The organism is Pseudoalteromonas sp. R86517 (assembly GCF_042466295.1).
Classification (GTDB): domain Bacteria; phylum Pseudomonadota; class Gammaproteobacteria; order Enterobacterales; family Alteromonadaceae; genus Pseudoalteromonas; species Pseudoalteromonas atlantica.
Window position 1 is genome coordinate 1,445,853 of sequence record NZ_JAXHCB010000001.1, and the last position, 26,495, is coordinate 1,472,347.

Annotated in this window: 22 protein-coding genes; 18 read left to right on the top strand and 4 right to left on the bottom strand. The window is 40.4% G+C overall.

Annotated features, from left to right (window positions below; translation table 11 throughout):
- Positions 1 to 267: 267 nt before the first annotated feature.
- Both SJY38_RS06490 and SJY38_RS06495 read right to left on the bottom strand, forming a co-directional pair.
- The gene (locus SJY38_RS06490) at positions 268 to 1,404 is read right to left on the bottom strand and encodes an MFS transporter (RefSeq protein ID WP_377109436.1); all 1,137 of its coding nucleotides are present in this window, start codon (positions 1,402 to 1,404) and stop codon (positions 268 to 270) included.
- Positions 1,405 to 1,607: 203 nt separating this feature from the next.
- A complete protein-coding gene (locus SJY38_RS06495; protein WP_377109437.1) occupies positions 1,608 to 2,819 on the bottom strand; it encodes a porin in 1,212 nt (403 codons plus the stop codon).
- Positions 2,820 to 3,455: 636 nt separating this feature from the next.
- Here SJY38_RS06495 and SJY38_RS06500 point away from each other — a divergent pair.
- From SJY38_RS06500 to SJY38_RS06520, 5 genes are all read left to right on the top strand, one after another.
- Entirely contained in the window at positions 3,456 to 5,045 is a 1,590-nt protein-coding gene (locus SJY38_RS06500) for an ABC-F family ATPase (protein WP_083901794.1), read from the top strand.
- A gap of 150 nt (positions 5,046 to 5,195) precedes the next feature.
- Positions 5,196 to 5,678 carry a 5-(carboxyamino)imidazole ribonucleotide mutase gene (purE, locus tag SJY38_RS06505; RefSeq protein ID WP_024033606.1) on the top strand — a complete coding sequence of 161 codons (483 nt, stop codon included), beginning with the start codon at positions 5,196 to 5,198 and terminating at the stop codon, positions 5,676 to 5,678.
- Between the two features lie 2 nt (positions 5,679 to 5,680).
- Entirely contained in the window at positions 5,681 to 6,832 is a 1,152-nt protein-coding gene (locus SJY38_RS06510; RefSeq protein ID WP_096739643.1) for a 5-(carboxyamino)imidazole ribonucleotide synthase, read from the top strand.
- 115 nt (positions 6,833 to 6,947) lie between these two features.
- A complete protein-coding gene (locus SJY38_RS06515) occupies positions 6,948 to 8,111 on the top strand; it encodes an endonuclease/exonuclease/phosphatase family protein (RefSeq protein WP_377109438.1) in 1,164 nt (387 codons plus the stop codon).
- 104 nt (positions 8,112 to 8,215) lie between these two features.
- Positions 8,216 to 10,720 (top strand): prolyl oligopeptidase family serine peptidase, encoded by a 2,505-nt coding sequence (locus tag SJY38_RS06520; RefSeq protein ID WP_377109439.1) that lies wholly within the window; start codon positions 8,216 to 8,218, stop codon positions 10,718 to 10,720.
- 78 nt (positions 10,721 to 10,798) lie between these two features.
- Here SJY38_RS06520 and rrtA read toward each other — a convergent pair whose 3' ends face one another.
- Positions 10,799 to 11,383, bottom strand: a complete 585-nt coding sequence (gene rrtA, locus SJY38_RS06525) for a rhombosortase (protein ID WP_377109440.1) — start codon at positions 11,381 to 11,383, stop codon at positions 10,799 to 10,801.
- 97 nt (positions 11,384 to 11,480) lie between these two features.
- Between rrtA and ggt the strand changes: the two genes are divergently transcribed.
- The 3 genes from ggt (at position 11,481) to SJY38_RS06540 (ending at position 15,977) form a co-directional block, all read left to right on the top strand.
- Positions 11,481 to 13,259, top strand: coding sequence for a gamma-glutamyltransferase (gene ggt, locus SJY38_RS06530; RefSeq protein WP_054982516.1), 1,779 nt, complete (start codon positions 11,481 to 11,483; stop codon positions 13,257 to 13,259).
- A gap of 142 nt (positions 13,260 to 13,401) precedes the next feature.
- Positions 13,402 to 15,096, top strand: coding sequence for an NAD-dependent malic enzyme (locus SJY38_RS06535; RefSeq protein ID WP_004586602.1), 1,695 nt, complete (start codon positions 13,402 to 13,404; stop codon positions 15,094 to 15,096).
- 152 nt (positions 15,097 to 15,248) lie between these two features.
- A complete protein-coding gene (locus SJY38_RS06540; protein ID WP_054982514.1) occupies positions 15,249 to 15,977 on the top strand; it encodes an SIMPL domain-containing protein in 729 nt (242 codons plus the stop codon).
- Here SJY38_RS06540 and SJY38_RS06545 read toward each other — a convergent pair.
- Positions 15,967 to 17,325: a DUF2254 domain-containing protein gene (locus tag SJY38_RS06545; protein ID WP_377109441.1), complete on the bottom strand. Its 1,359-nt coding sequence runs from the start codon at positions 17,323 to 17,325 to the stop codon at positions 15,967 to 15,969. The genes SJY38_RS06540 and SJY38_RS06545 overlap by 11 nt on opposite strands.
- A gap of 118 nt (positions 17,326 to 17,443) precedes the next feature.
- On the opposite strand from SJY38_RS06545, the gene SJY38_RS06550 reads away from it, so the two are divergent.
- From SJY38_RS06550 to SJY38_RS06595, 10 genes are all read left to right on the top strand, one after another.
- Entirely contained in the window at positions 17,444 to 17,818 is a 375-nt protein-coding gene (locus SJY38_RS06550) for an MAPEG family protein (protein WP_377109442.1), read from the top strand.
- Between the two features lie 11 nt (positions 17,819 to 17,829).
- The gene (locus SJY38_RS06555) at positions 17,830 to 18,459 is read left to right on the top strand and encodes a sulfotransferase (protein ID WP_377109443.1); all 630 of its coding nucleotides are present in this window, start codon (positions 17,830 to 17,832) and stop codon (positions 18,457 to 18,459) included.
- 75 nt (positions 18,460 to 18,534) lie between these two features.
- Positions 18,535 to 19,107, top strand: coding sequence for a tRNA-(ms[2]io[6]A)-hydroxylase (locus SJY38_RS06560; RefSeq protein WP_024033616.1), 573 nt, complete (start codon positions 18,535 to 18,537; stop codon positions 19,105 to 19,107).
- Between the two features lie 183 nt (positions 19,108 to 19,290).
- On the top strand, positions 19,291 to 21,210 hold the full coding sequence (locus SJY38_RS06565; RefSeq protein ID WP_377109444.1) for a pilus assembly protein N-terminal domain-containing protein: 1,920 nt from the start codon (positions 19,291 to 19,293) through the stop codon (positions 21,208 to 21,210).
- Entirely contained in the window at positions 21,207 to 21,884 is a 678-nt protein-coding gene (locus SJY38_RS06570) for a tetratricopeptide repeat protein (protein WP_377109445.1), read from the top strand. The genes SJY38_RS06565 and SJY38_RS06570 overlap by 4 nt, the downstream gene beginning before the upstream one ends.
- A 395-nt stretch (positions 21,885 to 22,279) precedes the next feature.
- Positions 22,280 to 22,669, top strand: coding sequence for a hypothetical protein (locus tag SJY38_RS06575; RefSeq protein WP_024033620.1), 390 nt, complete (start codon positions 22,280 to 22,282; stop codon positions 22,667 to 22,669).
- A gap of 64 nt (positions 22,670 to 22,733) precedes the next feature.
- On the top strand, positions 22,734 to 23,501 hold the full coding sequence (locus SJY38_RS06580; protein WP_054982510.1) for a hypothetical protein: 768 nt from the start codon (positions 22,734 to 22,736) through the stop codon (positions 23,499 to 23,501).
- Positions 23,502 to 23,507: 6 nt separating this feature from the next.
- Complete coding sequence (locus tag SJY38_RS06585) at positions 23,508 to 24,806, top strand: CpaF family protein (RefSeq protein ID WP_377109446.1); 1,299 nt, start codon at positions 23,508 to 23,510, stop codon at positions 24,804 to 24,806.
- On the top strand, positions 24,799 to 25,674 hold the full coding sequence (locus tag SJY38_RS06590; RefSeq protein WP_377109447.1) for a type II secretion system F family protein: 876 nt from the start codon (positions 24,799 to 24,801) through the stop codon (positions 25,672 to 25,674). The genes SJY38_RS06585 and SJY38_RS06590 overlap by 8 nt, the downstream gene beginning before the upstream one ends.
- Complete coding sequence (locus SJY38_RS06595; protein ID WP_004586588.1) at positions 25,671 to 26,486, top strand: type II secretion system F family protein; 816 nt, start codon at positions 25,671 to 25,673, stop codon at positions 26,484 to 26,486. The genes SJY38_RS06590 and SJY38_RS06595 overlap by 4 nt, the downstream gene beginning before the upstream one ends.
- The last annotated feature ends 9 nt before the right edge of the window (positions 26,487 to 26,495 follow it).

The following is a 26,495-nucleotide window of genomic DNA, read 5'->3' on the forward strand; positions in this document are numbered from 1 at the left end:
CATGCACTGTATTTATATACAGTGCATGCCTTTTTGCTTATAATCCCTTTAATTAATACTTATTTGCTAAGGCTAAAAAACTGACTTTACAACGCAATTAACTAAAGCAACAACCATTGCTGGTGGCTTTATAGCAAAAGAACACATCATACTATGTTGTTCTAAAGTGCTTAACTTAGCTAAAGAGTGAAGAAGAATAAAAGTAGCCAATAAATAGGGGATAATTGGCTACTTAATTTGATAATTTTACCGGTTATTGATTGCTACTTAGTGCGCTTTAGGTTTTACAAGAAGGGCGATAGCTACAACGGCGCTTAAAATACTGCATATTATAAATACGTTATGTTCACCCCCAGGTATGTACTCCATAAACGAGGTAAAAAACTGGCCAGAAAACACAGCCATTGTGAAATACGATAAGTTACGTCCGCGAACATTTTCTGGGCTTAGCTCTACGGTCATGTGGTTTAAAAGGGGAATGCTAAAACCAAAGCCAATACCAATTAATAGCGCGCCTAATACTAATATCAATGTACTCGATTGTATAAAGCAAAGGTATGATAAACCAAAGGCAAAAAATGCGATTGCTAATACGTTTTTCTCACTAAGGCGTTTAGTTGCTTTAGGCATAAATCCCGCTGTAAATACCGCAATTAACGATATAAAAGCCAATAGTTGGCCTATTTCAGACTCATTAAAATTTAGTGCGTGCAAGGTAATAGGTAAAAGCACGGTAGAGGTAAAAAATATGGTCATAGCTAGGGTTGATACTATATACACCCCTTTAAGCGTTAATGCGTTTGAATGGCTCTTTTTTATTTGTTGAGTTTGCTCTGTGTTATGGGCATTTAATTGCTGCTTGCGGGGGACAAACATGAGCAACATAGCTAAAAATACCCAAGCAATTAAATATAAAGCAAGGGGTAATCCCCAATACATTGACGCTAAAACACCGCCTAAAAATAAAAATATAACGCCACCTAGCTCTATCGCCATGCCTTGTTTGGCAATCATATTCAAGCGGGCTTCGCCGCTGTACCACGTTGAAATTAATACGGTGCAACTTGCCATCACTATTGCTGTAATACCACCTAATGCAAAACGATTAATAAATACTAAGGTTGGGCCATGTAAAACGTAAGCACATGCACCCACTAATCCGTATAAAAATAAACCTATTATAAGTAAAGGGTATGCGCCGTACTTGTCTATTAATCTTCCGGCTAGGGGGGCAAACACCACCGCACCTAAAGAAGGTAAAGTAATTAATAATACGCTGTTGCTTTGTATACCTAGGCCATCAGCAATGGTAACTAAACCCGGCGCTAATAGGGTGCCAACCATTATGGTTAAGCTGGCAATACATAGTAGAGTAAAATTACCGGCGGTTTTGAGTGAACTCATTTTCTTTCCATTAATTAACGGGTGAATTTATAAGCATGTTTACAGGCATTATTAATACGCAGCGCACACAGCTTTTATAAAGTGTTATAACAAATAATAGCGATTGTTAACGCATTCAAACATTTAATTTTTTTCATCATTTAACGTTTAAAATAAAAAAGCCCAGCAAATAGCTGGGCTTTGTTTGTTGTTATGGTGGGAAGTTAAAACTTGTATCTAAAACCAAATGCAATCCCGTCGTCTTCTGACGCTTCCATTTGTGATTGCTGGTCTTTGTCATCACTTTCAAAGTCGCTAAAATCTTTACGGGCTTCAGCGTAGGCAATGGTGTTTTCGTCAATTAAGTAATGAACACCAATCACAGCAAACTGACGTTTGAATACATCATTAGGATCGGTATTAAAGTTAGGTTGAATAACGTAATCGTCACCGGCATCTAAAATGTTATAAGCCACAAAAGGGCGCACATCGTTATCAAAACGGTACGACATAAATGTTTCTACACCAATAGAGTCTTTAATTAAGCGCCCTAGGTTATCGGTATCGTGGTTTTCACTTTTATTTATGTTAGCGGCAACGTATAAACCTGGTTTTTCAATGCTGCCCCACATTACACCCGCACCAAAAATTAAGTCTTCAACAGTTTGTGTTGTGCCATCGCCATACGTTACATCAAATTCACCACGGTTTACGCCTGCTGTTAACGTTAGCATGTCGGTTGCGTTATAAGTTACAGAACCACCAAAGGTGTAGTTAAATTCTACTTCTTGAGCTGCGCTGTCGCCAGTATTCCACAGGGCTTCACACGCTTCTTCCGAAATGTCATTAACATCACAGGTATAAAATTCGCTGTTTTTAAGTTGCGCTTGAACTGCAAAGCTAAAGTCGTTGTAGCTATTTCGGTATTGAATTAGTTTATCACCACGGCCAGTACCATTTACTGCACCGTCGTCTTTATTGTATGTGTAAACCCCCGCAGCATTACCATCCCATACAAAGCTGTTATTGGTGCCATAAACTACGTCGTACCACGCACCCCATTGTTTACCAATGGTAATTTGCCCGTACTTTTCGTGCGAAAGGCCAGCATAACCTAAACGGTTATATAAAAACTCATCTTGAATAGATTCAAAGCGGTTATTGTAAATAATATCGCTACTACCAACAGGGTTTACACCCCATTCAACTAGCGCCAGTGCCGACCAGTCTTTTTTAAGTTGGCGAGTAAAGCCAAAGTTTATACGCGATGTACCATTTACCACTTCGGTTTGGTTTTGCGTATTAATAACGCGCACATCAAGGTAACCACCTACTTTAATAGTGTTCTTTTCATCCTTATAGAGCTCTACTGCTGAAGCAGCTGGCGCGACTACTATGCTTGTTCCTAATAGTAGGGTTACAAAGTTTTTAATCATTTGTGATGCCTTGTGTGTATTAACTTTAAAAAGTGACATTAAATTTAGAAGGCATGAAGACTAACAAAGCCCTTATGGGCTCAAAAGTGAAAAATAATCAATGAAATTAGCGCCAAAAATGAATAAATATTCACTGGAGGTTAATGGTGTTTTTTATCTGTTAAGGGATAGGTTTTTTTTGATTAAAAACTACGTAAATAGTGCTGAAAATAGCGCAAGTAAGTGGGTTTTAAATTGAGTTTTTTTCATGTTGGATAAAAATAAAACGCTAGTGCAAAAACTCTAAAAAGCATTTTATATCATAAATATATACCCAGCTATCTGTTTTTTAAAATGCTTTGCGATAAACAATCGACTTATTAAGTTAAACGGGTTTATTAATTAAAATTTAAACCCTGATATGGCGCACAAATCGCGCTATTATTTTTAGCTAAGCGCATTTTTTTAGTTGAATAAGCATTCACTGGCTTAATCGCGTTTTAGGCACTATTTGTTAGGCAGTAATTTACGCCTTTAATGAGTGGAATAGGGCATAGTTCATGCGCTTTCAACCTTAAACTTTCATAGAAAAAAAGCTGTATTTAGTTTAAACTGCGCGCAATTTAAATACATCATGTCCCCTTGGAGGGTAGCGCTATTATTAGTACAGCTAACATCACCATGCAATTTGGTGCTAAACCGTTATTTGAAAACATATCTGCAAAGTTTGGCGAAGGAAACCGTTACGGTTTAATTGGTGCAAACGGCTGTGGTAAATCTACATTTATGAAAATCCTAAGTGGCGAACTAGAGCCCTCTGCAGGTAACGTAAGTACAGATCCAAATGAACGTGTGGCTAAACTAAACCAAGACCAGTTTGCTTACGAAGAATACTCTGTAATTGATACTGTGATCATGGGCCATAAAGAATTATGGGATATTAAACAAGAGCGCGATCGCATTTACTCATTACCAGAGATGAGTGAAGAAGACGGCATGAAAGTAGCCGATTTAGAAACTGAATTTGCCGAAATGGACGGCTATTCAGCTGAGTCTAAAGCGGGTGAGCTTTTATTAGGGGTAGGTATTTCGACAGAGCAGCATTACGGCCCAATGTCTGAAATAGCACCCGGTTTTAAACTACGTGTGTTACTTGCGCAAGTACTGTTTTCTGACCCTGATATTATGCTACTTGATGAGCCAACCAATAACTTGGACATTTACACCATTAAATGGTTAGAAGATGTGCTTAATCAACGCGACTGCACCATGATCATCATCTCGCATGACCGTCACTTTTTAAACTCAGTATGTACGCACATGGCTGATATTGATTACGGCGAGCTTCGTATTTACCCAGGTAACTACGATGAGTACATGTTTGCAGCAACACAAGCACGTGAGCGCCTATTAAGTGAAAACGCGAAAAAGAAAAGCCAAATTGCTGAACTACAACAGTTTGTATCGCGCTTTTCTGCAAACGCGTCAAAGGCTAAACAAGCAACGTCGCGTGCAAAACGTATTGATAAAATTCAGCTAGAAGAAGTAAAAGCCTCTTCTCGCCAATCGCCGTTTATTCGCTTTGAGCAAGAAAAACAGCTATTTCGTAACGCACTAGAAATGACTAACCTAAGCCAAGGTTTTGAAGACAATACGTTGTTTTCAAATTTAGAAGGCTTAGTAGAAGTAGGCGAGCGCATTGCTATTATCGGTGAAAACGGTGTAGGTAAAACAACATTACTTAATACGCTTGCTGGGCGTTTAGCACCTAAGTCGGGCGAGTTTAAGTGGTCTGAAAATGCCAATATTGGTTACTACGCGCAAGATCATGCTGACGAGTTTGAAAAAGACATGAACTTGTTTGAGTGGATGGAGCAATGGCAACAAGAAGGCGACGACGAGCAAGTGGTTCGTGGCTTTTTAGGGCGCATGTTGTTTTCGCAAAACGATATTAAAAAGTCTGTAAAGGTTATTTCAGGTGGTGAACAAGGCCGTATGTTATTTGGTAAAATTATGATGCATAAACCAAATATACTGTTAATGGATGAGCCAACAAACCACATGGATATGGAGTCTATCGAGGCGTTAAACCTTGCATTAGAAGCGTACGAAGGCACATTACTGTTTGTATCGCACGATCGCCAGTTTGTATCATCGGTTGCCACCCGTATTTGGGAGATAAAAGACGGCCAGGTGATTGACTTTAGAGGCAACTACAGCGAATACCTAGCAAGCAAAGAAGTATAAGCACTTTGTAACTGCAACCCTTTAAAAGCCATGTTTAAACGTGGCTTTTTTTGTTTTTGTGAGTCGCAATTAAACTTGGTTTGGGTATAATACCCGCCTAAAACCGGACATAAGTCCGCTATTTTTAAAATACATTACTGAGGAGTATTTATGACTGTTGGCATTATTATGGGTTCTAAATCAGATTGGCCAACCATGGAACACGCAGCGCTCATGCTCGAAAAATTTGGTATTGAGTACGAAACAAAAGTGGTCTCTGCGCACCGCACTCCTCAACTTCTTGCAGATTATGCAAATTCAGCCGCAGATCGTGGCATAAAAGTGATTATTGCTGGCGCCGGTGGTGCTGCGCATTTACCAGGTATGGCAGCGGCATTTACATCGCTTCCTGTGCTTGGTGTACCGGTTAAATCTAAAGCCTTAAACGGTGTAGATTCATTGTTATCTATTTGCCAAATGCCAAAAGGCGTAGCCGTGGGTACACTGGCTATTGGTGAGCCAGGCGCTGCTAACGCAGGTTTACTTGCTGCACAAATTTTAGGGTGCCAAAACCCAGAAATTTTTGCAAAAATTGAAGCATTTCGTAAAGAGCAAACCGAGACTATTTTAGCTAACCCTAATCCTGCAGAGTAAAAATGAAAATTTTAATTTTAGGTGCCGGCCAACTTGCGCGAATGATGAGCCTAGCAGGCGCCCCCCTTAATTTAAATGTGGTTGCTTACGATGTAGGCAGCCAAAAAATTATGCATCCGCTAACCGGTGAAATTTACACAACCACACTTGAGCAGGCAATTAGTGACGCTGATGCAATTACCGCAGAGTTTGAGCATATCCCCGATGATGTACTTACACTGTGCTGCAACAGTAATAAATTTTACCCAGGTAAAGCTGCCATAAAAACTGGTGGCGACCGCGCATTAGAAAAAGCGTTACTAGATAAAACAAACGTAGCATGTGCGCCGTATCAACTGATCACAGAAAAAGCGCATTTAGAGTTAGCGGTTAAAACCCTAGGTAAACCGCTGGTTATTAAAACGTGCCAAGCAGGGTACGATGGTAAAGGGCAGTGGCGTTTAAAATCAGATGACCAAATTGAGCAAATTTGGTCAGAAATGGCTGATTTTATTGCCTCTGGCACACAAGATGCGCCCCACAGCATTATTGCTGAAAAAATGATCCCGTTTGACCGTGAAGTCTCTATTATTGGTGCACGCGATAAGCAAGGTAATGTGGCTATTTACCCAATTACTGAAAACGAGCACACCAACGGTGTGCTTACTTTGTCGATTGCAGGTAAAAATAACACGCTGGTTGAGCAGCAGGCCCATAGTGCATTTACAAAAATTGCCAACGAGCTTAATTATGTTGGCGTACTTGCCATTGAGTTTTTTGATGTAAACGGTACTTTACTGGTTAACGAAATTGCGCCGCGAGTTCATAACTCAGGGCACTGGACACAGCAAGGCTGCCATTGTTCGCAGTTCGAAAACCACATGCGAGCTGTAGCGGGTTTACCACTAGGTAGTACAGAGCTTAAGCATATTACCGCCATGATTAATGTGTTGGGCCAAGGATGTATTCCTACCGAGGTTTTAACAGTCAGTGATGTAACCAGCCACTGGTACGGAAAAACGGCAAAACCTGGACGTAAAATGGGGCATATTAATGTATCTGCAGATAACATTAATAACCTTGCCGATAAGCTTGGGCAACTTACCGATTACCTACCTGAGCAAGCGTATCCCGGCATTTTAAAAGCCGCTACTGCACTTATGCTAAGTGAGTAAAGGCTGTAATTAACTTATTAAATACCGGCTTAAGCCGGTATTTTTTTGTCATAAAAATAGGTATTAATTGTGTAATACTGGTAAAGTCTATTTTTTAATTTTTTGAAGTAAAAAAATGAAACTAAACATACTTTATGGCGCATTAGCCATTGCCGCTTCATTTAGTTTAAATGCTACAGCCAGCGAGAGCCTTCGTATTGCCACCTTTAATGTGAGTATGGATGCAACTAATCACACGCCAAAAGGCGAACAAGTTAACCCCGATGCGCTAGTTAATGCACTAAAATCAAACCACCAGCAAATAAAAAATATAGCCGAAATAATTCAGCGTGTTCGCCCTGACATTATTTTATTAAACGAGTTTGACTACGTACCAAAAGCGCAAGGTATAGATTATTTTAAACGCCAGTTTTTAAATGTAAGCCAAAATAAACAAGCCCCGATTGATTACCCATACAGTTTTATTGCCCCTGTAAATACAGGCCTTGCTACTGAGTTTGACCTTGATAACAACGGTAAAAAAACCGCTGTAATGGGCGATGCTCAAGGCTTTGGTTTTTTTGAAGGCCATTACGCTATGGCTATTTTATCTAAATACCCCATTAACCTTGAGAAACTGCGCACGCTTCAAACGTTTAAATATAAAGATATGCCTAATGCGCAAATGCCAATAGACCCAAAAACAAAAGAGAATTGGTATAACACGCAAGAATGGCAGGCGCTTAGGCTTAGCTCTAAATCGTTTTGGGATGTACCTGTTGTAGTAAATAATAAAACAGTGCATGTACTTGCCTCGCACCCAACACCGCCGGTGTTTGATGGCGACGAAGACAGAAACGGCAAACGTAATCATGACGAAGTTAGGTTAATTGCCGATTATGTTGCTAATAAAGCCTATATTTACGACGATAACGGCCAAAAAGGCGGATTAAAAGCAAACTCGCGGTTTGTTATTTTAGGTGACTTAAACGCCGCGCCTGAAGGGGATAAAGCACGGGTTGAAACCACCAATCAAATTTTAAATAACCCACTTATAAATTCGCAATTTATACCGCAAAGCGCCGGTGCTAAAGAGCAATACCCGCAGCCATACGCAAAGCACTTTACCGCTAACTGGCAGGCGCGTGTAGATTATGTTTTACCCTCTACCTATGGGTTTAAAATACACGATGGCGGGGTGTTTTGGCCCACTAAAAACAGCGAGCAATATAGATTAATAAAAGATAGAAACGCATCGAGCGATCACCGATTGGTGTGGCTCGATTTGCTAATAGAGTAAACTCAGCTTTACCGTGAAAATGTGTTATTTATCTTAAAAAATTGCAATAACTCAAGTGCTTCTGCTTAAATACGGCTCAATTATAATAACCGTATAGAAGCACTATGATTTTTAACCTATCGTCATCAAAAACATTAGTAGCGCTTGCTGTAACCTCTAGCATTATGCTTGCAGGTTGTAGTGCTACCGCTAATACCTCTTCATCACAGCAAAGCGCTTTACCAGCAACTCCCGTTGCTGCGGTTGTAAACACACCTGCTGATGCTGGCTCGCAAAATATTACGCTAGAACAAGCCATGGCAAACCCTGATTGGATAGGCAACCAGCCTAAAAATGCGTACTGGGCAAGTGATTCAGCCACCATTATTTATGCTCAAAAGCAGCAAGGCAGTAACCTAAACGATATTTATAGCCAGCCAATTAACAGCAAAAAAGCGATGCAAGTATCACTTGATAAACTGCATACTGTAGGTGCTTCTAAAGCGGTTTATTCATCAGATAGAACACTTCAAGCTTATACGTTTAAAGGCAATGTATTTGTTAAAAACCTAACAACGGGTGAACTTAAACAAATAACAGCCACCTCAGCAAATGAGTCTAAACCACAGTTTTTAAATAATGGCGATTTAGTTTACCGCCAAGGTAATGTGTTTTTTAAAGTTGATTTAAAAACAGGGCTAAGTACAGAGCTTGCTAACTTAAAATTGGCCGATGAGCCAAAAGGCTTACAAGAGCCAACTAGTTACATAGCAAAAGAGCAGCATAAACTGATTGAGTTTGTGGCGCTGCAACATAAAAACAAGCAGGATACACAAACACGCAATGAACAAATAAACGCGCAAAATAGCTCCATTGCTAACACCGCTTTTTATTTAGGTGATGGCAATGTAATTAAAGAAGCGCAACTATCGCCAAACGGTGATGCTTTAATTGTTGTGCTGCAAAAGCAGCAATCGTGGCGTGATAAAGGCGATATTATGCCTAATTACATCACCGATGATGCCACTATTGAGCCTAAAAAAGTGCGCCGTCGTGTGGCTGATGCAAAAGAGCAAACATCATCGGTGATACACATTAACCTTGTAGATAAAACACAAACGCCACTGAGCTTTGATACGCTACCGGGCTTTGATGAAGATGTTTTAGCCGAGGTTAAAAAAGAAAACTACGCGCGTGATGGTAAAACGTATAAATCTAAAAAAGCGCCACGCGGTATTAACTTAATTACTAATTGGGGTTTAAACCAAGCTCCCATAGTGTGGAACGATGACGGCACGCAAGTTGCCATTATGCTAGAGGCGTGGGATAACAAAGACCGCTGGATAGCCACAATCGACTTTGATAAAAACGAGCTTGTGTCGCAGCACCGCCTACATGATGATGCTTGGATAGCCTATGCGTTTAACAATTTTGGCTGGTTACATAATTCAAACACCCTGTATTACTTATCAGAAGAGTCGGGCTATAGTCAGCTTTACAAAAAACCGCTTAACGGCAAAGCAACCGCTTTAACTAGTGGCCAGTTTGAAGTATCGGACATTACGTTAACTCATGATAATAGCGCTATTTATTACAAGGCAAACGTAGAGCACCCAGGCCTTTACGAAATTTACCGTGTTAATCCACAAACAGGTAAAAACGAGCAAGTGACTGACCTTAACGGTATGACCGACTACACGTTAAGCCCAGACGAAAGTAAATTACTGCTTAAGCACTCTAAAATAACAATGCCAACAGAGCTTTTTGTTGCCGATGCTAAAGCTAACACCACGGCTACACAGCTCACCCATACGGTGTCGGATGAATTTTTAGCTAAAAAGCTCACCGCACCTAAAATTGTTGCTGTGCCATCTAGCCACACAGAGCAACCTATTTATGCCAAGGTGTATTACCCAAGTGACTATGTAGAAGGTGAAACAGGCAAATCCCGTAAAGCGGTTATTTTTAACCACGGAGCAGGGTATTTACAAAACTCACACATGGGTTGGTCTGTGTATTTTCGTGAGTTTATGTTTCATTCATTACTTGCCGATGAAGGTTACATAGTGATGGATATGGATTACCGCGCTTCTAAAGGTTATGGCCGCGATTGGCGTACTGCGATTTATCGCCAAATGGGTACACCTGAAACGCAAGATTTAGCAGATGGCGTTAAATGGATGGCGCAAAACGCAAATGTTGATACCAACGCAGTAGGCACATACGGTGGCTCATACGGCGGGTTTATGACCTTTATGGCGCTATTTACTGCCCCTGAGCTATTTCAATCTGGGGCAGCACTTCGTCCAGTAACCGATTGGGCGCATTACAACACCGCATACACGGCTAATATTTTAAATCACCCAGATGTAGATCCCATTGCGTATGAGCGCAGCTCGCCAATTTATTACGCTGAGGGCTTAAACAAGCGCTTATTAATTAACGCACCTATGGTTGACGATAACGTGTTTTTTCAAGACTCAGTACGTTTAGTACAGCGATTAATTGAACTTGAAAAACAAAACTTTGAAACAGCTATCTTCCCGGTAGAGCCGCATGGCTTTGTACAGCCGTCAAGCTGGTTAGATGAATACCGCCGTATTCATAAATTATTTAAAGAAACACTTTAATCTTAAATTTAAAAATTAAAGTGTAAAAACAAAAACGCCGCGTTAACTAACGCGGCGTTTTTATTAATATTGAAAAGCTTAATCGATATTTTTTAAGTATTTAATTGCTAAAGGTATGCCAAGCAATGTGCCGCCCACTGCGCCAATTAAGTGCGCATCAATGGCAACGGTTGAATCAATTAATTGGCCAATACTGGCATCGGGGCCGTTTACTTGCTCCATTATTATTTTTATCCACACACCTATAAATAATAAATAACCCGATTTAAGTGACAGGGTAATGTCTTTCACCGCTCCCCAAATAATGACACCATGCAATAGGGCGCTTAAGCCCGTGTATATAGATATAGCAGGGCAAAACCATAATACGCCGACCCCACACCACAGTGCTAAAAAACACACATTAAAGGCATAACGTGCAGGTGATGTGTATTCGCCATGCAGTAACCAAATTAAAAATATGCCTAATGCGTTTAATCCTAAATGCGCCCAGTTAGCGTGAACAAATTGACTGGTAAACACTCGCCAAACTTCGCCGTTTTCAATGAGCGCTCGGTTAAATTCAAGTAAATTATTTAAATCAAATGCAGCAAAAACAATACTAAAAAGCATCAAAAATAATGGCGGAAGTAAATAACGAGGTTGTAGCGGTAAATTAAGCATTTTATTATGTTTTTTTAGTCAAAATTTTTGCATATTGTGCCCGTTTAACTTTAAGATGCCAAATACAACTACGTAATTAAGTGTTTTTAGTATTTTTATGCATTTTAAACTTAAGTCATTATTTACTATTGGTTTGTTTGCAGTAACGCTGCCAACAATAGCAAAAGAACCTGCAAAATTAGAAATTCGTGAGCCAGAAGCCACCACCTCAATTGTACAAAAACAATTAGTAACCGGTGATCAATATATGGTGGCCGCGGCCAACCCGTATGCCTCACAAGCCGGACAACAGATTTTAGCTAAAGGCGGAAGCGCGGTAGATGCGGCAATTGCAACGCAATTAGTGCTTACCTTAGTTGAGCCACAATCATCGGGCATTGGTGGTGGTACATTTATGATGTACTACAACAAAGCCGATAACCTACTTACAAGCTTTGATGGCCGAGAAACCGCGCCACAAAATGCTGACGAAAATCTGTTTTTAGATAAACACGGTAAAGCCGTTAAGTGGATTGAAGCAGTTGTTGGCGGTCGCTCTGTGGGTGTGCCAGGTATTTTGCATGCCTTTGCAAGTGCACATCAACAATACGGTAAACTTGCGTGGAGCGAGTTATTTAAACCCGCTATTAAACTTGCCGAGCAGGGCTTTGAAGTGTCGCCTCGTTTACACGGTTTATTGGCACGCCAATTAAACCCAGGTGTAATGAGTATGCCGGTGATTAACGAGTACTTTTACCCTAATGGCGAATTAATTAAAGCCGGTACGATTAAAAAAAATCAGCCCTTAGCTAATTTATACAAAGACATTGCTAAACAAGGCATTGATGCATTTTATAAAGGCGATAACGCTAAGCAAATAGTAAACGCAGTGCAAAATTCAAAAATTGCACCGGGTACATTAAGCGAATCAGACCTGGCTAATTACAAAAGTAAGCAACGCGATGCAGTATGTATTAAATACCGTGCTTATAATGTGTGCTCTATGGCCCCACCGAGCAGTGGTGGTGTAGCGGTATTACAAATTTTGGGCTTGCTTGAACACAAAGACATGAGCGCGCTTAAACCTAATAGCGAAGAGGCAATTCATTACTTTAGCCAAGCCTCACGCATAGCATTTGCTGATCGTAATATGTACATGGGCGACCCTGATTTTACACAAGTGCCTACCAAAGAGCTGTTAAATAAAAAGTACATTGCATCGCGCGCCAAGCTTATTACTGAGCAAGACACAAAAGCAGTTGCAGGTAATCCGGTAGGCTATTTAAGCTACGCAAAAGATGATTCTTTTGAGTTGCCATCAACATCGCACGTATCCATTGTAGATAGCTTTGGTAATGCCGTATCAATGACCAGTTCAATTGAAATGGCGTTTGGCTCAACTGTGATGGTTAATGGCTTTATTTTAAATAACCAATTAACCGATTTTGCGCTTTCGCCACGCATTGACGGCAAATTAGTAGCTAACCGCGTTGAGGCGGGCAAACGCCCACGTAGCTCTATGTCGCCAGTAATGGTGTTTAACAACGACGGCAGCTTACGCTTAGTGGTTGGCTCGCCAGGTGGCAGCCGTATCATTGATTATGTAGCGCAAGTGGTTATTGGTGTGCTGGATTGGAATTTATCGGCACAAGAGGCGATTAACCTGCCAAGAACCACCAATCGTAACGATTACACGAGCCTTGAAAAAGGCACCGCGCTTGAAGCCATAGCCCCACAATTAACTAAACGCGGCCATGCGGTACGTGTGCTTGATTTAAACTCTGGCTTACATGCCGTAGAAGTTAAAAACAATAAATTGTATGGCGGTGCCGATCCGCGCCGTGAAGGGGTTGCTTTGTCGGATTTAACTGACAAAAACGCCACTATCAAATTTTAATTTATGTATAATAGCCATGCAGGCAGTGAAGCCTGCATGTGTTTTCTCTCAATGGTCTGACAAGCTTAATTGTCATTGCAATTTAACCTTTTACAATGATAATGGCAGATCATAACTTAAGACTCCGTTAAAGCCTGGAAATATGACAACTAATACTGATCCTAACTACCTTTATATTCCTTACTCTGGCCCTGGCCTAATTGAAACTCCGCTTTTAAACAAAGGCAGCGCGTTTAGTAAAAAAGAACGCGAAAACTTTAACCTTGCGGGTTTGCTTCCTCCACGTTTTGAAACAATTGAAGAGCAGGTTGAGCGTTGTTATCAGCAGTATTCAAGCTTTAACGATAACTTAAACAAGCATATTTACTTGCGTGCCATTCAAGATAACAACGAAACACTTTACTACCGTTTAGTGCGTGATCATCTTGAAGAAATGATGCCAATTATTTACACGCCAACGGTTGGTGATGCCTGTGAAAAATTCTCAGATATTTACCGCAGTGCACGTGGCTTATTTATTTCGTACGAAGATCGCTATCAAATTGACGACATTCTACGTAACGCCACCAAAGGCAAAGTAAAAGTAATTGTGGTTACCGATGGCGAACGTATTTTAGGCCTAGGCGATCAGGGTATTGGTGGCATGGGTATCCCTATTGGTAAATTATCACTTTACACAGCGTGTGGTGGTATTAGCCCAGCGTACACATTACCTGTAATGCTTGATGTAGGTACTAACAACGAAAAACTGCTTAATGACCCTATGTACATGGGCGCGCGTCATAAGCGTATTGCGCAAGATGAGTACGATGAGTTTTTAGACTTATTCATTAAAGCGGTTAAACGTCGCTGGCCAAATGTATTACTGCAGTTTGAAGATTTTGCACAGCCAAACGCTATGCCATTACTTAAACGCTACCGTAACGAAATTTGTAGCTTTAACGATGACATTCAAGGTACTGCAGCGGTAACTGTAGGCTCTTTATTAGCTGCGTGTCGTGTTAAAGGCTCAACCCTTAGCGAGCAAAAAGTGGTATTTGTTGGTGCAGGCTCAGCCGGTTGTGGTATTGCAGAGCAAATTATTAGTCAAATGGTGTTTGAAGGCATTAGCGAAGCACAAGCGCGCAGCCAAGTATTTATGGTTGACCGTTTTGGCCTACTCACTGAAGGCATGGAAGGCTTACGCGATTTCCAACAAGCACTAGCGCAACCACAAGCTGCATTAAGCGAGTGGACTTACAGCGGCGAATACGCTTCATTATTAGATGTAATGCACTGTGCAGCACCTGACATTTTAATTGGTGTATCGGGTCAACCGGGTTTATTTACCGAGCAAGTTATCCGCGCGATGCACTCAGGCTGTGAACAACCGATTATTTTCCCATTAAGTAATCCATCTAAGCAGGTTGAAGCACACCCAGCTGATGTTATTAAATGGACTGAAGGTAAAGCACTTGTAGCAACGGGAAGCCCGTTTGAGCCAGTAGAATTTAATGGTGAAGTGTTCCCAATCCCACAGTGTAACAACAGTTATATTTTCCCAGGTATTGGCCTAGGTGTAATTGCAGCAAAAGCAACACGCATTACCGATGCAATGCTGAGTATGTCGAGCGAAATGCTTGCTGAGTCATCACCACGTGCAAACACCGGTAAAGGCAGCTTATTACCTGCACTGACTGAAATTGAAACATTAAGTAAGCGTATTGCATTTGCAGTGGCTAAAAAAGCAATTGAAGAGGGCGTAGCTCTTGAGATTAGCGACGATGCACTGTGGGCTGCTATTGATAGAAATTACTGGTTACCTAAATACCGTAACTACAAACGTTGCAGCATTTAATTACGCTGAGTAACGTAAAGTAAATAAGGCTGTACATTGCGTTACAGCCAGTTACAAAAAACAGGCAATTGCCTGTTTTTTTGTGCTTGTTCATTTATTGTTAACCACGTAGGCTCTTTAATGGTGACAACAAAAATACAATGGATAATGCAATGAAAACACACATTCTTTTATTAAGTAGCGCAATTGCCTTAAGTACCTTGAGCCTTGATGCGCATGCAAACTCAACACCTAACGCTCCTCATATTTATGTTAAAGGTGAAGCAACCGTAACCACTATGCCTGACTACGTACAATTAAGCGTAGGCATTGTAGAAATAGATAAAGACCTAATTGATGCTAAAAACAAAGCCGATAAAACCATGGCTAAAGCGATCAAATTAGTAAAAGAGCTTGGCATTAAAGACGGTAATATTAATGCAGGGCATATTTCTATAAATCGCGAAAGCCAATACAACAGAAGCTCTGGCGAGCAAGAATTTAAAGGCTTTAGAGTGTCGCGCACGTTAAGCGTTAAACTCTCGCAAATCGAAAAATACCCTCAGCTGTTACAAAACCTGGTAAATAACGGCATTAACCAAATAAATCAAACTCAATTTTTAGCAAGTAACTATGAAGAGCTGCACAAACAGGCGCAAAAATTGGCCATTCAAGATGCCCGTAAAGCCGCCAAAGAATTAAGTGCCGATTACGGCGTTGAGCTAAAAGGGTTATATACGGCATCGCTAAGCCCAATGAACGTACCTGCTCAGCCTTATGCACGCTCAGAAAAAACCATGATGGTAGCAGATAGCGCACCCGGTAATTTTGTTCCTGATGCATATCATGCTGGAGAAATTAAAGTAACAGCGTCTAGCTATGCGGTTTACTTTATTGACTAGTATGTTGGCAGGTAAAACGAGCCACTAGTTTATCCCCTTGTGGCTTGCTAATGCGGGCAATCGCGTTAAGCATGTTGGTAATTTCTTGTCTGTCGTATTCGTTACTTACATGCTCGTTTATGTCATCTACAATGGCATTTAAGTAATTAAATAGGCTGTTTCGGGCTGCATCATTGCCATGCGCTACAAACAATATATTTTTAAATGCCTCTAAAACGTTCGTCATTACATACGCATCGCCTTTTGCGTAATTACGCAGTGGCGTAAAGTTATCGTGCAGTAACTCATCAAAACTGGTTTCGTGTATAAAGAGTAACGGGGCGTTGTCGCTGTGTTTAAACGAATAGTTTGTATCGTTAAGCGACAGGCGCTCAATTAATAAAATACTCAGCATATCTATCGATTTAACCGCTGTACCAGGGTCGTTAATACCTGGGCTCATTGCTTTAACGGCAATTTCTGAAATTTGCGTTAATCCATAACGGTAATGATCGCTAATGTACTCTTCTATATAAAAAATAAAGCAGTCTAAAATTTTAGCGATAAGTTCTTCGTTGTTAGAAATGTCTTTATCACATTTTAAAAACGGATAGCCTTTAACGGTAAAGTAACCTTGGTTTACCGAGATATACACCCGAATATTTTCCTCGGCTAATATGGCGCATAACTTATCTGTATGCACCCCTTTGTAATAACCCTCGGTGGTGCTATTAACTGAGTGCCATTGTGTAAAATCAGGAAAGTCAGTGAACGGTTTTTCTGATTGCCTATCAACAATGGTTTGAATTTCGCGTTTAGTTTGGCTAAATAAACCGTTAAGTACATTATCTACTTGAATGGCTTTAGATATTGAATGAATAAAAAATACAAACAAGCCAAGCGATACTAAGCCAAACACCAATGACAGCAGCACCCCAAGCGATGGAATAGCAGTATCGCCACCTTCAAGCTTATTAATATTAATGAGCATAATAATTGAGTAAATTATGCTGCCTAAATAAAAGCCCAATACCATTTGATGCGACTTACGGGTAATAAGCCCAGGTACAACCCGCGGAGATAAACTGGCACTGGCCGAATTTAAAACCACCATCACCATAGAAAAACTAAACACCGTAAGCGATATAATACTGCCTGCTAGGGTGCTTAAAATGGTGCGGGCATTTTCGGCGCTATCTACGAGCACAACAGATATAATCGCCTTGAGCTGCTCTACAGGCGCTATGTATTCAAGCGACATGGTAATTACAGCAAAAAGTAAAAAACCAACCGAAAGTACAGAAGGGTAAAAGCCAATGCTGTTGATCATTTCACGATAGCGGTCGGCTACTTTGCGAGGGACAAACATAAATTCCTTTCATTACGTTATAAAATTCAACTAATACACACTGTAGCATAGTTACTAAGTAAACTTATGATTGTGCAAAACTATGTTATTATTGCCAAAAATAAAACAGGACAACACCGTGATAGTTTCTACGTATGCTGCGCTTTTAGCGTTTTATTATATTTACTTAAGTTTCAATGTGATCAAAGTGCGCCGCAGTGAGCAAGTGTCGCTTGGCGATAACGGCAACCCTAAATTACAACGTGCTGTGCGTGCCCATGCTAATTTTATGGAATACGTACCCTTTGCGATTATTTTGCTTTTTTTAGCCGAATACCAAGGCCTCGCCAGTCATTATTGTAATATTTTAGGGGGGGCATTATTAGTAGGGCGCGTTTTTCACAATTTAGGCATTGTTGAAAACAATCTTAAATATCGCCAAATTGGTACCATTGCCACCTTTTTAGTGATGGTTATTAGTGCCTTTTTATTGCTTGTAACACGCAATAGTTAGTAATAGCTGTTATGAGTAAAATATTTATAATAGGGCTTCCGCGTACAGGCACCACTAGTGTATGCCATGCTTTTTTAGAGTTTGGCATTGCCACGGCGCACACTGCGTACACCTCGTATTGTTTTGAAAACGCCACAGCCATAGCCGATACCCCTGTGTTTAATGACTACCGAGCATTAGATAGCCATTACCCCGGCGCTAAATTTATATATTTAGCGCGCGAAAAAACACCCTGGATTGCCTCAATTAGGCAATTGCTGCTGCGAATGCATACTAATTTAACGCGCCCAGACGGTGGTTTTAATATTCATATAAAACGGTGTTACTTAACGACCTTTACTGACTTAACGATTGATAATATTAACCAAGATGATTATTTAGCAAAGTGCTACAACACACATTTAGCCAACGCGCGTGAGTATTTTAAGCACCGCAGTAACGACTACTTAGAAATTGATATAGCAAAGCCACAAAGTTTTGCCCAGCTTACTGCGTTTTTAGACATTAAAAGCGAGCGCACCGACTTTGAAAAAATGAACATAGGCGGCAAAGTGACCGCATGGAACGATATTAAACACCCGTTAAAAATTGACTCAACAGCAAAAGGGCGCATAGATAAGCATTTACCTTATATGCGTTAATTTTGCCCTGCGCTGCAAGATTTTTACTATTAAATACGCTAAAATCCCCGCATTATTTTTTAAGTAGTACAAAAAATGTTTGAATTAAAATACAACACCCCCTTTGAATGGACCGAAGCGGTTTTAGCCGACTTTAATACGTTTTTACAAGACCACGCTGCTGCTGAGAAAAAGGCATCGGGCATGGCTATTTCTATGCTGTCTCATTACCCAGACAAACGTAAACTGGTAAAAGCCATGACCGATTTAGCGCTTGAGGAGTTAATCCACTTTAAACAAGTGCTTAAACTGCTTATTGAACGCGATACTAATTTAGGTGATGACAAAAAAGATCCATACATAAAACAAATACGCGCTTTATTTAGACATGGCCGTGATGGATTTTTAATGGATAGATTATTGGTTGGCGGCGTTATTGAAGCCCGCGGCCACGAGCGCTTTTCATTGGTTGCCCAAGCATTACCAGAGGGTAAAGAAAAAGACTTTTATGTGGCGATTGCTAAATCAGAAGAAAAACATAAAAACTTATTTGTAGAGTTAGCGTACGAATACTTTGATAAAGAAGAAGTTGATGTTCGTTTAGAAGAGCTACTAGTCGCTGAAGCCGAAATTTGTAAAAACATTCCTTTTACTGCCGCACTGCATTAATATTTTTGGCACAAAGCACTGCTTTGTGCCTTCTCTCCTAACTTCATTTGCATTTTGCAAATCAAAATACTAAAGCCGCCTGTGCTTATATCTCCAATCATTTTAATTTATTGAATTTAAAAATAAATATTTGCTGGTCTTAAACTTGCTCTGTTAAACCAACGCATACTTGAGGACGCGCATATGTTTAAAGCCATTATTTTTGTAATACTTTTTTTACCGTGCTGTGTATACGCTAAGCAAAGCAATTTAAATTACATAGAAAACGCCAATGGCGATAGAGTAAAAAAAGTATCCCACTTAGTTAAGTGGACCCATACTCGCTTTGTATTTAACCGCGATATAGCACGTGTTGCGCTAGGCCACGAAACCACACTCGATGTAAACGTAGTAAACGGACGCGAGCTATTAATTTTAGCTAAAAAGTTGGGCCGCACCTCTATGATGGTGTGGTATGACGACAACACATCAGAAACATTTTTACTAGGCGTGACCGAAGACTACAGTGTACTTGAAAATGCCCTTAACGATATTCACTCTAACTTAGCGCTCACCATCGCACCTGATAGACACGCAGTGGTTCTACGCGGCGAAGTACCTACGCTTAATTATCGCCATGCAGCCCACGAAGCGGCAAAAAACTATTTATATGCAAGTAGCTCGCAATCGGCTCAACCTGTTATTACCTCTGCTCCTAACCAAGGAATGTTTAATTCTTTAGCGCAGCGCTTACAGGGCATGGGTAATTTAAACAATGGCTTAGCACAAAGCTCAAGTAAAGTAGCGATTATTAACCTTATTAAAGTTACGCAAGCGCCAAAGCCTAAGGAGGCGCGCATAGCGCAGGTGTTAAAATCGATGGGGGCTGACAAAGTAACTGTAAAACGTATTTCGGTTGATGAGTTATCAAACGATGATAACGATGTGTTTATGCTCAGCGGCACGGTTAAAAATCAAATTGAACTGGTGCGTTTATTAAATACCATCAATAAATTATTTGAACCAGAGCAAGCAAGCCAAGCACCCACTTCGGCACTAGATCCAAACGGGCTTATCAGTAGTGCAACGCAAAACGAAACAAGCGCTATTGAAGTACTCGCAAATGAGTCTGGCGGCTTATTAAATGACGATTCTGGCCTGACTTTAAGTAATGTAAATTCAAACGTAGCGCGGGCAACTTTGCTTTCGGTGGCTAAAGGTAAAGTGCTCTCAAGCATTGAAGTAGAAGACTTACCTCAAGTGAGGGTGTCGGTGCAGCTTTATGAAGTTAATCAGCGCCGCTTAAAGCAATGGCGTCCAGATATTAGCGTGCTTTCTAATGGGTATAACAACGAGCAAGGTTTATTTGGTCTAGAAGGCATGAATGCCCGTGAGTCTGGCTCAGCATCAATAGAAAACGCACTGCAATTAATTGGCGGACAATTAACAAATAACTTACAGTTATCAACCTCGCAATTTGCCATTGATATGTTGTTTTCTTTGCTAGAGCAAGAGGGAATATCAAGAACGCTTTCGCGACCTACACTTACCGTACTTGCAGGCGAAAGCGCGGTATTTAAAGTCGGCGGCGAAGTACCAGTACCTACAAGCTATAGCCCATCTGGCGTTACCAGCGGGCAACAAGGTAACAGCGGTTCAGTGTTTAGTGGTACTGAGTTTAAATCGTTCGGCGTTGAGCTCAATGTACGTGCTTTAGTGGATGACAAAGACCGCATAACCCTTGATTTAAATCCGGTTATTTCATTGCCAGACACCACACTCACAGCAGAAATAGCACAAAGCACCGGCAGCAGTTTAAACAGCAGTGCATTTAATACGCGCAGCATGCAAACATCTACCCGTTTACAAGACGGGCAACCTTTAATTATTGGTGGATTAATTAGTACAGATAACAACGCCAGTCACGACTTTGTACCTGATGCAAACGGCGAGAGCCTGTTTGGTAAATTAAGCGAAACAACCAGTAAAAGCGAGAACAACCGCGAGTTGATTATTGTGGTTACCCCTAATTTAGTCCGCGAGCCGGTTAATAATTTACGCGTATGGCAAACAGTTGATTTAGATAGCCAAATGGCCAGTTTTATACAGGAGCAAGGGTTATGAAAATAATATATATCGTTATTTTACTGAGTATATCGGGCTGCGCACATATAGATTATGCGCCCAGTGTAAACCCACATACTGCAATCAGTGATATTGTTACTAAGTATGCACTAAACAGCAGTGCTTTAACTTGTGAAGGGGCAAGCGCGGTTAATTGTTTAGCCTTAGTGCATGAGCTTAACCAGTTAATGCTTGAGCACCCAAACAATAAGGTTATTTTATCTGTATCAGCTTATGCGCTGTATAAAAGCGGACGTGCTAATCAGGCGCAATCGGTAATAAACAAGCTTCTTAATTTACCTAATCCACCTTTAAACGCGCTATCTTTAGGTATTAACTTGGCTATTGAGCAAGGTAATTTAGCCAAAGCAAAACAAATTGCCCAGTACGCTATTGATGAATTTGGTACTGAGGCTTCACTGTATTTACAAATGGCGTCTATTTATTATGCGCAAGGGCATTATGTTATCGCAGCTAATTATTTAGAGCTTGCCTATAAATTTGGCACGCATAAAAGTCATTATTACTATCACAAAGGGCTAATAGCTGAGGCGACACCTGATAACGCATTGGCGTGTCATTATTATAATGAGGCAATAGGTTTTGATGCGCAGCACAGCCAAGCCACAGCACGCTACGCGAAACTTTCGGTACTTGGTAATTGTAAAAGTTAAGGCCGCAAGGCCTTTTTATTTTATAAAACTGCGCACTCCTTAGTTAAACCCGCTCATAAAAAGTAAAAGCAACGTACTTACCTAAACAATTAAAATAGCAATCCTCGGCGTTGTTTAAACCTATCTCGCTTTGTGAATAATCCCAACTAATTGCTCGTCTCTCTTACTTTTAAAAGCTTGCCATAAATGAGTTAACACCTTGCCTTTTAATTAATCTCTGCTTGCGTTTTAACGCACTTTAATAATGATTTGCAAAATGCGAATCATAACAAGGATAAGCAAAGCATATTTTAAAAAATAAAAGTAACTAACTGATTTTTATGTACTTAATAAATGGCACGGTCCTCGCTATATATAAAGTGGGCATAAGCTCTAACACATTTAAGGTGATCATTATGAAAACTATGAAAAGCAACTTAAACGGTAAAAAACAACAAGGCTTTGTACTTACTTCTGAGCTAATTATTCTTTCAACTTCTATGGTGGCAGCGCTGGTAATTGGTTTATCAACCTTACGAGACTCTGTAACCAGCGAGCTTGAAGATGTAGCAGAAGCAATTGGCTCGTTAGATCAAAGCTATGTATTTGATGGCATGATCAACGCCGAAGGCACTGCAGAAATTTCAGGCTCTGGCTATGTTGATGCAGTAGATGTTTACGCAGGTGATGGTAGCTCGTTTACTTTTGTTGCCTCTGACTTTAGTGAAAGTGCTGCACTTATTAATGCAACGCCAAGCGGCGATGCTGCAACACGTACAGCAGCAGGTGGTTCACAAGGTAATTAAATTTATAACTACCTAAATCACACTGCCACAACCGTGTGGCAGTGAAATTTGTCAGGAGGAAATTATGAAAAGTAAAAATAATAAAGGGGCGACTACCGCTGCACTCACCTTACTTATCACCTCTGGCATGTTGGCCTCAGCGCTTGGCATCAGACAAGTAAACGAACAAGACTTAGTTACTGCCTGGGTGGTAAATAAAAATATGTCGGCGGGGCAAGTAGTGAGTGTGCACGATATTGCCCAAAAAGATGTAAACCCCAGTAACTATGCAAATATGGCGCTAAGTATACAAAATCCCCGCGCCTTTATTGGTAAGCAATTAGCCACTAATAAAATGGGTGAACAACCACTATTTGAAACAGATTTTATGCAGGTTAAAAGCCAAAATTTATCAGAGGCGATCCCCGCAGGCAGAGTGCTTTATACATTAAAATTAACCACTTTAGATATTCCATTATCGCGGGTGCACAAAGGCGACCGCTTAGATATTGTTGCTAAAACAAACCGGCTTGTAAGAACCGTTGCGCGCGATGTGCAGCTTATTGGCATTTCAAAAGGTCCTGGCAGTAAAGCGCAAAAAAATGGCGTGATGGACAGCCTAGCAAAAAAGGAGCCGGCAACCAGCGCGGGTGTGTCATTAGTGTTGGCTGTACTTCCTAAAGATGTATATTCGTTAGCCGCAATTGATACCCAAGATAAGGTATCGATAATTGTGCACAGCGCTTATGACATTGAACAAGGGCGCTTACAAAATTTCTCCCAATTACAAACTAGCCGAACAATTCAAGTGGTTAAAGGCGTTAAAAACCAAGCTGTATATGTGGCTAAGTGAGGCGCTATGTTTAATTTATCAAGTAAACCAGAGTCTGTAGAAACCAATTTAAATACCTTTGAATCACTTAAAAAAATTCTACACGATGCGGTAATTGAAGAGTACGAGCAAGACCCAAGTGCTTTACTGAATGATGCGCTGCTTGAAAAAATATCTGCCCTTTGCAGTGATATTGACGAATTTGCACAATCATCATTTAACTGCCATCAACAAGCTCAAGTAGTACAAGCCGTTTACGACGAAATACAAGGTTTAGGGCCAATAGCGCAATTTATGCTGGATGACCAAGTAAGCGATATTTTAATTAACGATACGCAAAATATTTGGATAGATAAGCAAGGTAAATTGCTATGTACAGCCAGTAAGTTTGACGATGAACGTCACTTACGTCGTTTTGTTGATAGATTACTTGATAGTTGCGCTCGACAAGTTAACGCACTGACTCCCATTGTAGATGGCAAACTAAAAGATGGCAGCAGGGTACATATTGTGGTGCCACCGGCATGCACCAGTGCTGCTATTGTTTCGATTAGAAAATTTAACCACAAAAAAATTAACGATGATTTTTTAATCGACAATAAGTTTTTAAGCAAAAACTGCCTCACTTTTTTAAAAACCGCGGTGGCCTTAGGGGTTAATATTTTAGTGTGTGGTAATGCCGGCGCAGGTAAAACTACTTTGTTAAATGTATTGGCTAATTCAATAAATACCAACGAGCGGGTAGTAACTATAGAAGAAAGTGCAGAGCTAAATTTGCACCATAATCATGTTGTGCAGTTAGAGGCGCACGACACCAACAGCGATGGAAAAGGCGCCGTTACCCTGCGTGATTTAGTAAAAGCGGCACTAAGAATGCGCGCCGATAGAATACTTGTAGGCGAAGTACGCGCAGGTGAAGTAATAGACATGCTGCAAGCCATGAACTGCGGCCATCAAGGCTCAATGACCACCGTACATGCTAATAGTGCAAGCGATGCGGTAACCCGATTATCAACGCTAGTGCAATTACATAACGCGCAGCTAAGCGATACCCACACCAGCGCATTAATCGCATCAAGCATACAGTTAATTGTACATGTTTCTAGAAATACAAACGGTGTAAGAACCCTAAAAAGTATTGGCGAAATAAAGCGAGTAGACGCACGTGCGCAATACTCTGCGCTGTATAGCGTAAGTGATACCGAGCAAGTAAATGATAAGGCAATTAGTACCTCAAGCGTGGTGAGCTTTATGCAAAGCCAAGGTGCCAATGCAAACGAAATAAGTGCATTACTGCAACCGGCCAGGGAGCGTAATTATGAATAAACTTGATTACTTACTGGCCATAGCAAGTATTATGTCATTTACTTTAGCACTGAGTGTTTTTATAACACTTAAAGTAAAAACACACGCTACAAATACTAAGCACGAGGTCGATGTACTTGAAGAAAAAGACATTATCACAGTGTCACTGCGGGTACTTGGGATTAACATCAGTAATGCTTTATTTATAAGCGTTGCTTGCTCGCTTGCCACCAGTACTTGGTATGTTGCACAGTATTTTTACCCTCAAGCAACTACGAGTGCATTAATCGTTTCTTTGGTTGTATTTATAACCTGCTTTATTGTGATTATTGATTTAGCGCACTATAAATTAGCCAAGTTTGAGCACTTATTTTTAGAGTACATAGAAACCGTACAATCGTGTTTAAGTACTGGGCTTTCACTTGTTCAGGCTATGCAATTTGCCGACGAACACGCTGATAAATACATTAAACCGCAAAGTCATTTATTACTGCAGCGCTTAAATATGGGCAGTGATATACAAAGCTCATTTGCCCCTTTAATTAAACGCTACAACTGCGAAACCGTGCGGTTATTTTCACATAGCATAATTACTCATACACAAAGCCAGTGCGATTTAACTGACATGCTTAAAAGTGTATGCAAAATGATGTCGTTAAGAACGCTAGATCGCCAGCAGCTCAAAGCTAAGCTTTCTGGTACTAAATACGCTGCGCTGTTTAGTGGCGTTTTACCCTACGCTTTAGTGCCTTTATTTAATTACACCGATCCAACTTGGTTCGATCCGCTGTTAAATAACCCCAATGGCATGGCCTTTATTACCGTTGCTGTGCTTTGCCAGTTATTTGGCTTTTTATGGCTTCGCCTAAGCTTGAGGATAACGCTATGATAGACATATTTTTATTTGTTGGCTTATTGGTAAGTATGGGTGCATTTATCCATATTCAAAAGCAGTCATTAAAGGCTGAGGTTCAGCAACCTATCAAAACCAATATAAATTGGTATCCATTAATTGTTATTTCAAAAAGCCAATTTAGACAAGCAGGGTATCAGTTAAATAAAATTTTATTGAGCATGTACTGCTTTAAAATGGCCGCCACATTTTGTGCTTATACTGCCATAGAGATCACTGGTTATGTATTAAGTACACCGCTTGTAGCCATTATCTGTTTTATTAGTTTTTTTGCACCTGATATGTGGTTTTTATTTAAAAAAGGCCAGCGTAAAGTACAAATAAACAATAGCTTAGAGTTTTTTTTAAGTGTGTTGTTAGTGTATATGCGCGCTGGCTTTTCGCTAGAGCGCGCATTTGCTTTAGCGGTTGATCACGGGTTAAGTAAAAAACACCCTTTATATAAAGAGCTTAAACTATTTTTGTTTGAGCTCAGTGCCGGTAAAGACCGCGAAACAGCCTTTAATTCGTTATATGACAGAACAGGGGTTTCGGGTTTAAAAAAATTAGCTAATTTAATGCTTATTGGCTCTAAACTTGGCACCCCGTTAATACAGGCGGTTGAGTCACAATTAGAAAGCTTTGCGCTTAAAAAAAATATTTTATTAGCTAAAAAAGTAAATAAAAAAGCACTGCATACCACCTTTCCCATTATCTTAATTTGTTTTCCTATGTTTTTAGTACTGGTGTTTTTTCCTGCGGCGTTGCAGGTAATGAATGTACTAAAAATGCTGGTTGAAGTGCTATAGGAGCGCTCT

Bases quoted from the DNA above. Each gene is read 5' to 3' on its own strand.
- ggt (WP_054982516.1), top strand. From the start codon at position 11,481: ATGCATTTTAAACTTAAGTCATTATTTACTATTGGTTTGTTTGCAGTA.
- SJY38_RS06535 (WP_004586602.1), top strand. From the start codon at position 13,402: ATGACAACTAATACTGATCCTAACTACCTTTATATTCCTTACTCTGGC.
- SJY38_RS06555 (WP_377109443.1), top strand. From the start codon at position 17,830: ATGAGTAAAATATTTATAATAGGGCTTCCGCGTACAGGCACCACTAGT.
- SJY38_RS06540 (WP_054982514.1), top strand. From the start codon at position 15,249: ATGAAAACACACATTCTTTTATTAAGTAGCGCAATTGCCTTAAGTACC.
- SJY38_RS06545 (WP_377109441.1), bottom strand. From the start codon at position 17,325: ATGTTTGTCCCTCGCAAAGTAGCCGACCGCTATCGTGAAATGATCAAC.
- purE (WP_024033606.1), top strand. From the start codon at position 5,196: ATGACTGTTGGCATTATTATGGGTTCTAAATCAGATTGGCCAACCATG.
- SJY38_RS06520 (WP_377109439.1), top strand. From the start codon at position 8,216: ATGATTTTTAACCTATCGTCATCAAAAACATTAGTAGCGCTTGCTGTA.
- SJY38_RS06595 (WP_004586588.1), top strand. From the start codon at position 25,671: ATGATAGACATATTTTTATTTGTTGGCTTATTGGTAAGTATGGGTGCA.
- SJY38_RS06565 (WP_377109444.1), top strand. From the start codon at position 19,291: ATGTTTAAAGCCATTATTTTTGTAATACTTTTTTTACCGTGCTGTGTA.
- SJY38_RS06590 (WP_377109447.1), top strand. From the start codon at position 24,799: ATGAATAAACTTGATTACTTACTGGCCATAGCAAGTATTATGTCATTT.
- SJY38_RS06515 (WP_377109438.1), top strand. From the start codon at position 6,948: ATGAAACTAAACATACTTTATGGCGCATTAGCCATTGCCGCTTCATTT.
- SJY38_RS06490 (WP_377109436.1), bottom strand. From the start codon at position 1,404: ATGAGTTCACTCAAAACCGCCGGTAATTTTACTCTACTATGTATTGCC.
- SJY38_RS06570 (WP_377109445.1), top strand. From the start codon at position 21,207: ATGAAAATAATATATATCGTTATTTTACTGAGTATATCGGGCTGCGCA.
- rrtA (WP_377109440.1), bottom strand. From the start codon at position 11,383: ATGCTTAATTTACCGCTACAACCTCGTTATTTACTTCCGCCATTATTT.
- SJY38_RS06560 (WP_024033616.1), top strand. From the start codon at position 18,535: ATGTTTGAATTAAAATACAACACCCCCTTTGAATGGACCGAAGCGGTT.
- SJY38_RS06575 (WP_024033620.1), top strand. From the start codon at position 22,280: ATGAAAACTATGAAAAGCAACTTAAACGGTAAAAAACAACAAGGCTTT.
- SJY38_RS06585 (WP_377109446.1), top strand. From the start codon at position 23,508: ATGTTTAATTTATCAAGTAAACCAGAGTCTGTAGAAACCAATTTAAAT.
- SJY38_RS06580 (WP_054982510.1), top strand. From the start codon at position 22,734: ATGAAAAGTAAAAATAATAAAGGGGCGACTACCGCTGCACTCACCTTA.
- SJY38_RS06495 (WP_377109437.1), bottom strand. From the start codon at position 2,819: ATGATTAAAAACTTTGTAACCCTACTATTAGGAACAAGCATAGTAGTC.
- SJY38_RS06510 (WP_096739643.1), top strand. From the start codon at position 5,681: ATGAAAATTTTAATTTTAGGTGCCGGCCAACTTGCGCGAATGATGAGC.